Below are 13,387 nucleotides of genomic sequence, written 5' to 3'. Positions count from 1 at the left end.
AGCGGCGGATTGGTGTCTCGACAACCCCAATCGTCCCTGCTGGCAAGGCATCCGTTCATCTATGCCACGCGGTGGCATATCCCTATCCGCGGATCCGGGTCAGATCACGGCGAAGTCGAACGAAATCCCGGCGTTCACCCCACTACTACGCCTGGTTGCGGCCGTGCTGGGATCCCTGAAGGACGTCCTGGTCGTCGCCGACGCGCTGCACGCCCAGACCGGGCACGCCGATCTGCTCGCCTCCGCCGACGCTCATCTGATGGTCCCGATCAAGGCCAACCAACCCAAGCTGTTCGCCCAGCTCAAGGCCCTGCCCTGGGCGCAGGTCCCGGTCGGGGCACAGACCCGCGAGACCGGTCACGGCCGCAAAGAGACCCGCACCGTCAAGGCACTCACCGTCAAGACCCCCGGCGGGCTGGGCTTTCCCAACGCCGAACAGGCCGTCCGGATCACCCGGACCCGCACGATCAAGGGCAAGACCACTCGCGAAACGGAGTACCTGACTATCTCGCTGCCCGCCGACCAGGCCCAACCCGCCGACCTCGGCACCTGGGCGCGCTCTGAATGGCATATCGAGAACCGCCTACATCACGTCCGAGACGTCACGCTACGTGAAGACGCCCACCAGGCCAGGACCCACAACGGTCCTGCCGTGTTCGCCACCCTCCGTAACACCGCAATCGGATACCACCACACCGACGGCGCCACCAACATCGCCGAAGCAACTCGCCGGGCCAGTCACCGCCCACACGAGCTCATCGACGCCGTGACTACCGGAAAACCGACCGTGACCAGCAGCAACACGACAATGCAATAGCCCTGGGCGAGGGGTGGTCGGGCACGCTGGTGCGCGGCTGCTCGTCGATTTGGCCGACGTGACCGGGTTGACCAGTGCATTCAGTCAGGCCCTCACCGGTCTGCGGCAACGGCAGGGCGGCCACGACCCGGGCCGGATCGCCGTTGATCTGGCGGTGACGCTGGCCGGCGGCGGCGAAGCGATCGCTGACCTCGCGGTGCTGTGGGATCAGGCCGGCCTGTTCGGGCCAGTCGCCTCCGATCCGACGGCGTGGCGGCTGGTGTCGCACCTGGACGGGACCCTGCTGGCCCGGTTGCGGGCGGCATGGGCTCAGGCCCGCGAGGTGGCCTGGGCCCAGCACGCCGAGGTACGCAGCGCGGCCTTCCCGCAGGTCAGCGTGGCCGGCCAGCAGGTGGCGGACCTGGTCCTGGCAGCTACCCGGACCGGACTCCCACCGGCAAGCGACGACGAGCTTACGAACGAAGAATCTACCACCTACATGGTCAACCTCCACTCTTCTGGGCGCACGAAAATGGCTCAGTAATACAGTCATATTATTTAATCAAATTGCTTGCACGTCTGGCGTGCTGCAGTTTGACTAACTAGACTAGACCTAGTCCCACCGGCCCGGACAGAACAGTCGGCACTGCTAATCGTGTCGGTGGAGTCTGGTTAAGAGGGTTCGCAGGGCCGGTCTCGTCGACCCCGGCTGGCCCTAACCCATCACAGCCCCGACAGACGGTTATCCTGCGCGGGTAGGGGGTCTCTCGCAGGCGGTCGTCTGTCGGGGCCTGTGATGGTCTAGCCTGGGTGATTCACGGTGATCATCAGCTGGTGGGTCTGACCGGCGGGTAAATAGAGGAAAGTGCCTCTCTGGCAGGGGGAATTTGTGATTGCGACATCTACAAGGATCTATGCCAAGGAAGCACTTCCGGCGTGCAGTCTACGCCGTGGTCAAAGGATCTGCGGGTCACCACGGACGGAACACAGGTGGTGTCGCACGTCGGCACTGCGTTGCTGCGGATGCTCGCGGATCAGGCCGGGCTGACCGGCGCACTGTCCGCCGCGCTCGCGCGGACCGGCGCCTTCCCGGTCCATGATCGGGGCCGGGTCCTGGTCGACCTGGCCGTGTTGATCGCCGACGGCGGCGAGGCGATCTGCGACATCGACGTGCTGCGGCATCAGACCCGGATCCACGGATAGCGGAGGCGTGATCGCTACGCATCGGTGATAGGCGATGGGTGGTGTGGTGTTTCGGTGGGTGGGCATGCCGGTTTCCCGGGTGGCGCCGGGTTCGCTGGTCTCCGTGGGCTGGGACATGGCCGATGGGCCGAGTGGTCAGGTCCAGATGGGTAGCCGGCGGAGCCGGGCCAGGACCTGAGCCAGTAACTGTTGCCTCGGGGGTAGCCGTAGGGTGACCTGCCGGGCGTGGCGGACCAGCCGGGCGGGCACGGTGATCAGCCGGTGGCGCAGGGTGCCGAGGTGGTTGCGGCCTCGTCCGTCGCCGTCGTCGAGGCCGGCCAGTTCCTGCAGCCAGGCGGACAGGTTGACGGCCAGCAGCGCCCCCCACATCCACACCGTGTTGGCCGCCCGGCTGCCGGAGGGCAGGTGCCGCAGCGCGGCGCCGTGCTTGGCATCCCGGATGCGATCTTCGATGTCGGTGCGCATCCGGTGCCAGGCCTCCACCGCGACCGTCTTCGCCGGGGTGGACACATCCAGGTTGGTGGCGATGAACGAGTACGCGTACACGTGCCCGACCAGGCCGTCCAGGGCGAGCGTGAGTTGAGCTTTGGGGATGGTGCGCCGGCGGCGGGCGCGTGGGTCGGCCGAGATATCGGTAGCGTGGACCTTGACCCGCCGCACCACGGTCATGGTGGCGGGTGGCCAGCCGGCCGGTGCGTAGTCGCACACGGCGACCTGGGCGCCTTTCATCCGTTCGGCTTTGCGCCATGCATCGTCGGGGATCGCGGCCGCGGCTCGCCAGACCGCGGGGTTGCGGGTCACTCCGAGGGAAAAGTCGCAGCCGGCCTCCACCGCGGCCTGCGCGATGTCCTTGGCGAAGTAGCCCACATCGCCGCGGACCTTCGGCCGGGCGGTGACCCCGGCCGCGTTGAGGGTGGCCACGCTGCGTTCGATCAGCGAGCCCGCTCCCGGGCGGGGGTCTTCATCACCGGCGAGGAGGTCCGCGGCGGTCACCACCCCGGCCTCCGCCCACGTGGCCACGTGCGGGCGCCCGGCCCGGGCGCCCTTGTAGCTGTAGGCGATCCCTTCCTTCTTGGCCCCGTACACCTCGACGTCGGTGCCGTCCAGGTCGATGGTGGCCCCACCGGTGCGCAGCACCGCCCGCCGGGCGGCCGGCAGCAAACCGACAACCCGGCAGGCGATCTCCCCGATGCCTTCCTCGATACCAGCCACCTGCGCCGGACCGAACCGAGACGCCAACTCCACCGCGGTGCTCGCCGCCGGCGTGGGCACCGCGGACAACGCCTCACCCGCCGTATCGGCGCGGCGGCGATCCAGACCCACCCAAAACTGCGCGCCGCACATCTGCGCCTGCGCCACCGCGACCAGGAACTCTCCGCCGGACAATCCTCGATCCCGCTGCTTGATTCGGCCCACGGCGTCGTCCAGCGCGGCGGTCACGCCCAGCCGGCCGACCAACTCGGCCACCGCCACCACACCCGAGACCGGCGTCAGCGACGCGTCCGGTGCGCCAACACGGACACGACCTGCCAAACCAGGTATCTTCTTCACCGAACGGGTGTCCTTCCCACAGCGGCGGATTGGTGTCTCGACAACCCCAATCGTCCCTGCTGGCAAGGCATCCGTTCATCTATGCCACGCGGTGGCATATCCCTATCCGCGGATCCGGGTCTGACGCGCTCTTGCGGGCGCGGTTGGCCCGTTTGAGGGTCGTCCGCCACAACTTCTCCTGTGCGGCGGCGTTCGGTGCCCGGCAGCCGTTGGATGCATCAGCTAAGGCGTTTCGCAACTCGTCTATCGTCCATCCACTTGCGAGCAGCGCGGCGATCTGATGAGCAAGAGCGGACGCGCGGCCTCGGGCCCGCTTGTGCTGTGCCTCGGTGTGGCCGAGCTTCCACGGCAGCGCGTCTACGATCTGATCGGCACCGTCGAGGTAGGCCTTCAGGTCTGGCGGGCCACTGGCGTTGATGGTCGTCGAACTCCTTGTCAACGGGCACCGCCTTGTAGCATCATCGGACACGGGCTAGCTCGTACAGGTCGCGCGCTCGGAGCGTTCGGTGGATCCCCGGGCGGGGGTGGCACCTGCGGCATCTCCACCAGACGCAGAGAACGGTCCGCGGGCACTCGACGCGCCAAGCGTCTAAGGATACCGCCGGAAAAGCCTGATTAGTCACTCGCATACAGTTATCTGCCCTAGGGTTGCCGCGGCCTCTAACATCAGGGCATGCACGAACGCTTGCGGCAGGTTGCCGCGTAGCCGCCGTTGCCGTACGTCGTACTCCTCGCTGTAGAGGCCGGGTGATCCATAAGTACTCCGATTACGCTCAAAAATTCTTTTAGCATCTGCCATTCGGCCGGACTTACAGCATGCTAGCGCGGCGGCAAAGCCACAAAGTAGGAAGGCGTTCTCGGTGTCGCCGAGGGGGCGTCGGTTGGATCGGAAGCGGTATACGTATCCTTCCGATCCAAGCTCATCCAGCACGGCCTTGAGGGTTTTTGTAGTACGCGGGTCACCGGCGGGCAGTGCGCCACGGACGCCTGCCATGAGCAAAGCGGCATCAACCCGTTCATCGTCATATGCCTGCTTCCAGTATCCCCGTGGGTGCAGTCCGTGAGTCGCAGCATCGGCTAAAATGACATCCGCCAGCGCCGACCACCGGCCCGCCTGGTCGCCAGAAGCAACGCGGGCAACCGATTTTAGTCCGGCGACGCAGATCAGTCGGGGGTAAGTCCAATGGCGCGTTGACAGTTCCCAGATGCCGCTGTCCGGCTCGCGCCAACGCCTTTCGATACTGTCGGCCGCCTGTTCTGCGGCTCGCCACGCCATCTTGTCGATCCGGTCCAGCCGCGCTGCGGCTGCAAGGACCAGCAGAGCCTCACCGAACACGTCCAACTGGAACTGGCTCCGTACCCAGTTGCCTGTCTGCGGCTGTGCGCCGGGGTACCCGGATAGGAAGTCCAGTCGCGTCTCTGGTGGTACGGGTTTTCCACTGGCGGTATAGGCTGGAGCCAGCCGATCGCCGTCGGCGAGGATCCGGGTAGTGATGAAGCTGACCGCGTCGTCCAACAGATCATGGGCACCCACAAGGGCTGCCGCTTGACCGGCCATCGACTGGTCGCGGATCCAAGCATACCGGTAATCGTAGTTGCGCCCGGCTAGGGCTTGTTCGGGTAGTGAGGTGGTCGCCGCCGCGACCATTCCCCCGCCTGGCCGGGTCATCCCGCGCAGTATCGCATAGGACAAAGTCGCATCCTGCTGAGCCGGACCAGCGAACCTGGGTGCCACACGATGCCAGTACTCTTCGGTGGCACGCCATAATTCGCCTGGTTGACACGGCGGATCAGTAAACGGACGCGGGGACACCTCCAGCACCAGGTCGTGCCAGCTTCTTGCCGATAGTTTTAACTCGCCCTCAAGTAGCCCGTCACGGTCGGGACGTAGCTGTTCTGCGCCAGTGACTCGTAGATGTAGTGCGCCGGTCCGAGCAAGCCACAACGCGCCGTCGCGAGTCACATCCTCCACCGATTCGCGCCCAAAGTCGGCGCGTGGGCTGAGAATCACCCTGAACTTAGCCGGTCGATCCAGAGTGCGGATCTGCCGAAGCAGCACCACACGATCTTCATCTCCGGGGGCTGCCAGCGCGTCCCGCGACTCGATAATCGCGTTCTCAACCTCCCATCTGTTGATCCAGATCAGTGAGCCATCGTTGTAATACCCTCCATGAACGTGACGAGTCTCCGGGAAAAGCAGGAAATGCCCTAGACCAGGTCCGAGGATATCTCCGAAAAGCGGGGGGTCAGACCATCCAGGCGCACATAGCCAGCCAATATCGCCATACGGTCCAACCAATGCCCCTCGGTACCCATCAGCGATCAGGGCGTACGCGCCCAACAGATGCGGCGACGTGATGTTGAATCTGTTTAGGCGATTACGAAAACCCGCGTCGGTGTTCTCGCTTTGCTGTAGCGAATTCGAGGATGGCGACTTGGTTTCCACTTGGCAAACCTCTTTGTTTCCGTTGGACCTACCGCAGGTTCTACCCCTAGACTATAGGACCTCAACCGCAACATAGAGGGAAGAATCATTTAGCTACTAAAGTAGTACAATCCGGCTCTCAGGGTCGGGTGGTCGCAGGGAGTCTCACCCTCCGGCTCCCACAGAACCGTGCGGTCCGTGGCGCAGCCTCGCCCAGGTCGAACTGGCCACTTCCGAATGGGTCGACTGGTACAACAACCAGGAGGGTCATTCAAAACCCGGGTGCGGCGGTTCTGAAGATCTCCAGGGCGGTGGCGGTGCGTAACACGTCGGGGAAGTCGGTCATGATCCGGTGGTAGCCGGTCTTGAGGATCTTCCAGTTCTTCAGATGACTGATGGCGCGTTCGACGGCGGCGCGGAGCCGGTTGACGCTGTAGTTGTACGCCTTTTGCTGGGCGGTCAGTTCCCCACCGGGTGGTTTCTTGTGCGGGGTGATCGGGCCGGTGCCCTGGTAGCCGCCGTCGCCGATCATGCCTGGTCCGTCGGTGAGGTGGCTGGCCCAGCGTTCGGCGATGCCGGAGATGAAGAACGCCGCCGCGTCGTGGCGGGCGCCGTTGACGGGTTCGCCGACGTCGGCGACGCGGCCATCGAGGTTGGCGATGACCTGCACGTTCTGCCCTGACAGGTGTTTCTTGCCGGAGAACAGTCCGTGGTAGGACTCGCGTTCGCCGACCGGGGCGACGAACCCGTCAACCAGCACACCGTCACGGCGGGTCTGCTCCAGGCGCTGGTCGACCTCAGGACGGGTGACCCAGCGCAGGATCGGCTGCAGGATCTGGTGATAGCGGGTGATCGTGGCCTGCGAACAGCCGAACACCTCGCCGAGGACCTCGTCGGGCATGTTGTGCCGGAGTCCGAACAGCACCGCGATCACCGCCGTGGCCAGCGGCAACACGTGCGGACGCCCGACCGGCGGCTTCTCCCACTCATCGCCCACGATCTCGCGAACCCGGCCGATCAGGTCAGCGAGCCGGTCCGTCGGGAGTCCTGTCATACTTTCACAGCGCAGCGGCTGACCCTCGATCAACTTCCACACAAAGCTGATCTATCGGATCCCAGCCGCTGCGTCTACTCCGGACAGTCAACCCGGGTCACGGGCACCCTCGAACCCAATGCCACGTAGCCTAGTTTGATCATGCTGCGTGGGGTTGAAGTCGGTAGATGTGGACGGTGGCTGAGCCCTGGTGGCGGATGCTGGCTGGCTCGTCGCGTTTCTTGACGCGGTAGCTGTTGTGGCGGGCGCGTTTGACGGCGCGGGGGCAGGTGCGTTCGCGTCGGGTGGGGATCAGGAGAGCGGCGATCTGGGCAAGGTGGGTCGGTAGTCGGTCAGTCCAGTCCTGAGGGGGGAATGTCCGCCGTCCCGGTGGCGGTGCGGCGGATCAGGCGCAGGGCCTTGGTGAAGGAGATCCGATCTGGATCGAGGTCAGCGGCGGCGGACGCTTTCGCGGTCAGTGCGCTGATCGCGTGGTGGACGATCAGGTAGGCCCAGATCTCCTGATGGGCCAGGTCCGGCAGGCGGGACCGCAGCACCCGTCCGGGACCACGGAGGTGGGTTTTGAGCTGGTCGTTGGCGGTTTCTTCCTCCCAGCGTTCGTGGTACGCGGCGGCCAGTTCGTCGGCGCGGGCGTCGGCGGGGTCGATGATTGTGGTGATCAGGGCGATCAGTTCGCCGGTGCCGTTACCGACGCGGTCGGGTACGTCGTACTCGACCACTCTGGCGAGGTGGACGACCGGCAGGCCCTGGTCGTCGAACGCGTCGGGAACAGTGTTGATGTCGGTCAGATCAGCCTCGCCGCGGGCGGCTGCGAGGAGCCGTTCCCGTCGACCGCCATGGACAGTCGGCTTGATCAGGACGGTGAGATAGGTGCCGTCGGACAGGACCTTGACCACGGGCAGGTCGAGCTGGTTCGGGGTCCGCCACAGCAACGCCGCGCCGGTGGCCTGGGCGGCATCCCACGCCTGCCAGGAGTAGAACCCCCGGTCAGCGGTGAGCAGTTCGTCGGACCGCAGCCGCGGGTACAGGCGCTGCGCGAGGGTCTTCTCTCCCACGGCGTAGCCGCCGATCTCGGCGGCGACGAAGGCGTGGGTGCCGCACTCTGCGAGGGCCACTACCCGGGCCTTCGGGAACGCCGAACGGTTTTCCCCCGACCCGGCGTACCCCAACTCGGCCGCGTTCTCGTCGCTGTCGGGCAGGTCGACCTCGAACCCGTCGATCGCCAGCAGCCGCCACCGGCGCAGGAAAGACCCCCGCGCGGTGCCCAGCGCGGCCACCTGCACGTGCGGGCCCGCCTCACCCGCGACCGGCCCGCACGTGCGCTCGAACACCTCGGCGAACACCTGGCGACCCAACCGTTTCCGCGCCTGAGTGATGGCGCTGGACGTCGGCACGCTCCACCCCGCACTCCAGCACCCGAACCGGTCCAACGACCCGGTGACCTTGCTCGCGACCTCGGTGTAGTCATCGTCGGGGAACAACGCCAGCCCCAACGTCAGATACGCGGTCACATGCGCCGGCAGTTTCCCGTCCGACCGCTTCTCCCGCACCCCGCACACCTCAACCGCCGCGTCGACCTCCTCCCGCGACACCTGCGAGATCAACACCCCGAGCGTGACCTGATCCGACCGCACCGCCGGACGATCCACCACATCCACCGACATGACCCGAGATCAAAACAGCCCGCCGAACCACGGCCACCCCGCCACGCCGCACCACCCGCGAGTCCACACAAAACCGCAGGCCACACCCAAGATCAACCTAGCCTACGTGGCATTGCCCTCGAACCTCACTCAACGTGACATCCATGGGTGTCGACCGAGTTTTGAATGGCCCTCCAGGTCGGAAGCTGGGAGTATTATGGAAGATGACAGACAGTGCCTCACACGCAAGCACGCCGTGTGAAGACTCAAACACCGACCTCGGTGCTGAGGACGATTGTCTGCTCTGCGGGAAGGCGTAGCCGTTCCGCTTGGGAGGCACTGTTGTTGTTGAGACGTATAAATAGTATTTTGCGCCAACCAGCCATCCCGGCACGGCTGGTTTTGATTAGCCTAATCTGTGAGATAAAATAGGTGACCCGATTGAGAGTCATTCCTCGGCCTTTAGGGTGATTAGCGGCATGGCGCAGAATCTCGGGGTACTCGATATTATCTCGAAAGCCGAAAGTGGCAGAGATGTGCGTGATTCCGTCACCCGGATCCCCGAGAGTGTCGATGGCTAGACGTCGATCCAAAGGAATGTGTGGGACATCTTCTATGCGTTCCGAAACTATCACTATATTTTCGTGTCGTACGCGGTTATGCGCAACGTTTGCGCGTAGCGCCAATGGGACAGTTTCCTTATTCGGGTGCGGAAAGACGGCAGTGCCCTGAACCCGTTGAAGGTCCGGGTCCCGCAATATGCCAAGAAAGTCCGATAGCTTACCTTCCCGTTCACTCCGTTTTCTAGTGACCATTCTGGACCCACGTTGCCAGGTCGCCATGACGGCGTACAATATTATCGCAATAAGCAGCGGCACCCAGGCACCGTTAACAAATTTAGGAAGGGTTGAAAGGGAGAAAATGATTTCGATTCCAACAAAAACAACCCCGAATAGTACTAACCATCGGGTGGCCCAGCTCCACAAGACCCGGGCGACGACCAGAAACAGAATCGTCGTGATCAAGAGTGTGACGGTGACCGCTGCACCGTACGCACCGGCTAGTTTCGTCGACGACTCGAACCCTAGCGTCACTATCAAAACCGCAGCGAAAAGAAACCAGTTCACCGCAGGAATATAGATCTGGCCGTACCTGCGGCGGGAGGTATGGCGGATCTTCAGCCGCGGGAAAAAACCCAACTCCATGGACTGGCGCGCCATCGTATAGGAGCCGGAGATCACGGCCTGGGACGCGATTATCGTGGCCATGGTTGCCAGGATAACCATCGGCAACCGCGCCCAGTTAGGTACCAGCATGAAGAACGGATTACTCTCGCTATCTGGCATCTTTAAAATCAACGCGCCTTGGCCAAGATAGTTTAGCGTTAACGCAGGGAATACGAATATGAACCAGGTTCGGCGAATCGGTACTAGACCGAAGTTGCTTAGGTCGGCGTAGAGTGCTGCGATGCCGGTGATTGTCAGTACTACGGAGCCCATCGCGATGAACGCGGCGACTGGATGTTCCACTATTAGCAAAGCTGCGTATGTCGGCGATAGCCCGGCTATGATTCCCGGGTTACGGAACACCTCAGCAGCGCCGGTCACGCCTAGGCAGATAACCCAGAGGAACATTACCGGTCCAAATATGGATCCCACACGCCCTGTTCCCCATGGTTGCAGTATGAACAGTGATATGATGACCGCTACCGACAATGGAAGCACGGCAACCGACCATCCCGGAGAGACAACTTCGAGTCCCTCCATCGCCGACAGCACTGAGATTGCCGGCGTGATCACACTATCGCCGAAATATAATGCGCTGCCGATTGCCCCAAGCGCCATAGCTGCAGCTACGTGTCTGGTATCGGCGCGACGCAATGCCCGTCTGGCCAGAGCCGTTAGCGCCATGATCCCGCCCTCCCCGTCGTTGTCGGCCCGTAGCATAAAAAACATGTAGTTGACCGATACCGTCAGGGTAATAGTCCAAAAGATTAGCGAGATAACACCGAATACATCGGAGGCGCTCGACGACAAACTATGGTCTGCGGCAAAGAGTATCTTCAGCGAATATATTGGGTTGGTGGCAATGTCGCCGTATACGACACCTAGTGCACCCAGCATAAGCGTGAGCCTTGCTGACCCCTCTGCCGTCCGGTGACTCGGAGATGCGGATGCCTGCGAACTCGTCGCCCCACCGCCCGTAGTCACGCCTTCATCACCCCCCTACAGGCTGCGGTTGCCGCCTTAGTCTTGATGCGTCATATCGTTTTCGGGAAGCCCTGATTGCTCCCCGAACGAATGAAGTGAACGCCAAAGGCCTGCAACGCATCGCCATAGATGGTTGCACCTTGCCTGCTATGAACTCTAGCTCACCTAAACTACTTTTTCGTCGAAACATGAATATGCAAGAACTCGGGATTTGTATTACATTTGTACTTATATTACGAATGCAGTAAGATCGTTTCTTGGGCAATGAGCCCTTTTCGTCGTGACCAGCCGGCCTGGGAGTGGCTGGAGGCCGTGCCACTGCCCCGGGTGGCGGCCACTCTCGGGGCGCGGCTGGGTCCGGACCAGGGCGGTTGCAAGTTCCGGGTTGTGTGGCTGGTCGGGTTGGGACCGGTTGGGGTGGATAGCAGGGCAGGCACGGGTTTCGTGATCATTGTGGTGTCGAAGCCAGATGATCACGAGGTGGCCCGTGCCTGCTGTTGCATCTTCTCCTATCCCTGCCGTGCTGGTGAAGCTGGGGCCGCTGGACACCGGCCGGATCGCCGACCTGCGGCCTTACCTCGATTCGGTGCCCGACCCGCGTTCCCGGCGGGGCCGGTGGTACTCGCTGACCGCGATCCTGCTGGTGTGCGCCTGCGGGGTCGTCTCGGGCGCGAAGAGCATTGACGAGCTCGCCGAGTGGGGTCAGCGGGCCTCGACCGCGCTGCTGACAGTCATCGGGATCCGCGTTCATCTGTTCAGACCCGGATCCGCGGATAGGGATAGGGAGTGTCAAGTTAACGGCTGATCTTGGTTGTTGAGGTGGTCAGTTGTTGGCCGGGGTGAGCCGGCCTTCGAAGGCGATCTGGAAGGCGTTCAGTGGTGCTTTCCAGCGTATGGTCCAGCGTCGGCGGCCGGCTCCGGTCGGGTCGAGGCTCATCAAGGCCATGTAGACGCACTTGAGTGCGGCCTGCTCGTTCGGGAAGTGGCCACGAGCTCGCACGGCCCTGCGGATACGGGCGTTGACGGACTCGATCGCGTTCGTGGAGCAGATGACCTTGCGGATCTCCACGTCGAAGGCGAGGAACGGCACGAACTCCGCCCACGCGTTCTCCCACAGCTTCACGATCGCCGGATACTTACGGCCCCACGCCTCGGCGAACTCGAGGAACCGCTCGGTGGCGGCGTCCTCGGTCGCCGCGGTGTAGACCGGCCGCAGCGCTTTGGCGATCTTGTCCCAGTCCTGCCGGGCGGCGTAGCGGAACGAGTTGCGCAGCAGGTGCACCACACACGTCTGCACGATCGTGCGCGGCCACACCGTCTCCACCGTCTCCGGCAGTCCCTTGAGCCCGTCACAGACCAGCATCAGCACGTCGGCCACGCCGCGGTTCTTCAACTCGGTGAGCACGTGCAGCCAGTACTTGGCGCCCTCGCCGCCGTCACCGGCCCAGATACCGAGGATGTCGCGGTGGCCGTCGACGGTGACCGCCATCGCGAGGTAGATCGGCCGGTTCGCGACCTGACCGTCCCTGATTCTTGACGTTGATGGCGTCGATGAACACGACCGGTAGACCCGGTCCAGGGGCCGGTTCTGCCACTCGGCCATGCCGTCCATGACCTTGTCGGTGATCGTGGAGATGGTCTGCTTCGACACCTCAGCGCCGTAGACCTCAGCCAGGTGCGCGGCGATCTCGCCGTGGGTCAGGCCCTTGGCCGACAGCGACAGGACCATGTCGTCGACGCCGGTCAGACGCCGCTGCCGCTTACGCACGATCTGCGGCTCGAACGTCCCGGCGGCGTCGCGTGGGACCCGCACCTCGACCGGCCCGACGTCGGTGAGCACCGTCTTGGTCCGGCTGCCGTTACGGGTGTTCCCGCTACCCCGACCCGCCGGGTCGTGCTTGTCGTAGCCGACGTGGTCGGTGATCTCCCCATCCAACGCCGACTCGAGGACCCGCTTCGTCAGCTGCTCTGCAGCACCCACCCTCGCCGGTCAGCTTCAACCCGTCACCACGAGCCCGATCGACCAGCATCGCGATCAACTGCTCATCCGTGACCGCACCCACCGCTCCACGCCGGCTGTCCCGTGGTCTCGGTCGTCATCTGGCGTCTCTCCCTTGATCGGTCGATCAGCCGTTATTTGTACAGTCCCCCGAGATGCGCTGCGACGTAGTCACGCAGGTCGTCGCGGACCGCGTCGGCGTCCCACGCCGTCCTGTTGAGCAGCCGTTGCATGCCGTCAGGTGTGTCTCCCCGGCCGCCTCGGCCAGGTCCAGCCATTCTTGCCGGCCAGCGGCGACAGCAGGCCCAGCACGTATGCCCGTGCCCGCCGACGTGGCCCCACCCGCCGGAACCGCCACGATCCGCGCCATCAGGTCATCCAGGCCCGCCGCCCACCCCCGAAAGATCATCTACCGCCACGAGTGCAGAAGTCTGCGATGGACGATCATCTACTCTGACGTCTGACCGCATCTGCGGTCCTATTTAGCTGCGCAAACGCCGCCAACG

Annotated in this window: 8 protein-coding genes and 4 pseudogenes; 4 read left to right on the top strand and 8 right to left on the bottom strand. The window is 63.8% G+C overall.

Going from position 1 to position 13,387, the window contains the following annotated elements; translation table 11 throughout:
* Positions 1-61 precede the first annotated feature (61 nt).
* From QTQ03_RS29920 to QTQ03_RS29910, 3 genes and pseudogenes are all read left to right on the top strand, one after another.
* The gene (locus tag QTQ03_RS29920; protein ID WP_289281267.1) at positions 62-817 is read left to right on the top strand and encodes an ISAs1 family transposase; all 756 of its coding nucleotides are present in this window, start codon (positions 62-64) and stop codon (positions 815-817) included.
* 13 nt (positions 818-830) lie between these two features.
* Positions 831-1,226: pseudogene (locus QTQ03_RS29915) on the top strand (IS1380 family transposase); the annotation flags it as partial.
* A 506-nt stretch (positions 1,227-1,732) separates the two neighbouring features.
* A pseudogene (locus QTQ03_RS29910) lies at positions 1,733-1,996 on the top strand (transposase); the annotation flags it as partial.
* Positions 1,997-2,134: 138 nt separating this feature from the next.
* Here the strand turns inward: QTQ03_RS29910 and QTQ03_RS29905 are convergent.
* The 6 genes from QTQ03_RS29905 to QTQ03_RS29880 all read right to left on the bottom strand — a co-directional run bounded on the left by QTQ03_RS29905 (position 2,135) and on the right by QTQ03_RS29880 (position 10,795).
* The gene (locus QTQ03_RS29905) at positions 2,135-3,550 is read right to left on the bottom strand and encodes an IS1380 family transposase (RefSeq protein WP_289277416.1); all 1,416 of its coding nucleotides are present in this window, start codon (positions 3,548-3,550) and stop codon (positions 2,135-2,137) included.
* A 79-nt stretch (positions 3,551-3,629) separates the two neighbouring features.
* Positions 3,630-3,989, bottom strand: a complete 360-nt coding sequence (locus QTQ03_RS29900; RefSeq protein WP_289281264.1) for a hypothetical protein — start codon at positions 3,987-3,989, stop codon at positions 3,630-3,632.
* A gap of 180 nt (positions 3,990-4,169) precedes the next feature.
* Positions 4,170-5,909, bottom strand: coding sequence for a glycoside hydrolase family 15 protein (locus tag QTQ03_RS29895; RefSeq protein WP_353890666.1), 1,740 nt, complete (start codon positions 5,907-5,909; stop codon positions 4,170-4,172).
* A 337-nt stretch (positions 5,910-6,246) separates the two neighbouring features.
* The gene (locus QTQ03_RS29890) at positions 6,247-7,029 is read right to left on the bottom strand and encodes a transposase family protein (protein WP_289277203.1); all 783 of its coding nucleotides are present in this window, start codon (positions 7,027-7,029) and stop codon (positions 6,247-6,249) included.
* 332 nt (positions 7,030-7,361) lie between these two features.
* Positions 7,362-8,693, bottom strand: coding sequence for an IS4 family transposase (locus QTQ03_RS29885; RefSeq protein WP_289281262.1), 1,332 nt, complete (start codon positions 8,691-8,693; stop codon positions 7,362-7,364).
* A gap of 245 nt (positions 8,694-8,938) precedes the next feature.
* Positions 8,939-10,795, bottom strand: a complete 1,857-nt coding sequence (locus tag QTQ03_RS29880) for a potassium transporter Kup (protein WP_289281261.1) — start codon at positions 10,793-10,795, stop codon at positions 8,939-8,941.
* Between the two features lie 607 nt (positions 10,796-11,402).
* On the opposite strand from QTQ03_RS29880, the gene QTQ03_RS29875 reads away from it, so the two are divergent.
* Positions 11,403-11,687 carry a transposase family protein gene (locus tag QTQ03_RS29875; RefSeq protein ID WP_289281260.1) on the top strand — a complete coding sequence of 95 codons (285 nt, stop codon included), beginning with the start codon at positions 11,403-11,405 and terminating at the stop codon, positions 11,685-11,687.
* 18 nt (positions 11,688-11,705) lie between these two features.
* Here QTQ03_RS29875 and QTQ03_RS29870 read toward each other — a convergent pair.
* Positions 11,706-12,945 (bottom strand): annotated as a pseudogene (locus tag QTQ03_RS29870) (IS256 family transposase).
* Positions 12,946-13,030: 85 nt separating this feature from the next.
* Positions 13,031-13,290: pseudogene (locus tag QTQ03_RS29865) on the bottom strand (IS701 family transposase); the annotation flags it as partial.
* Positions 13,291-13,387: the final 97 nt, after the last annotated feature.

This window comes from Micromonospora sp. WMMA1363, from assembly GCF_030345795.1.
Classification (GTDB): Bacteria; Actinomycetota; Actinomycetes; order Mycobacteriales; family Micromonosporaceae; genus Micromonospora.
Note: the sequence above shows the minus strand (reverse complement) of the source record. Positions and strands in the feature narration are given on the sequence as shown.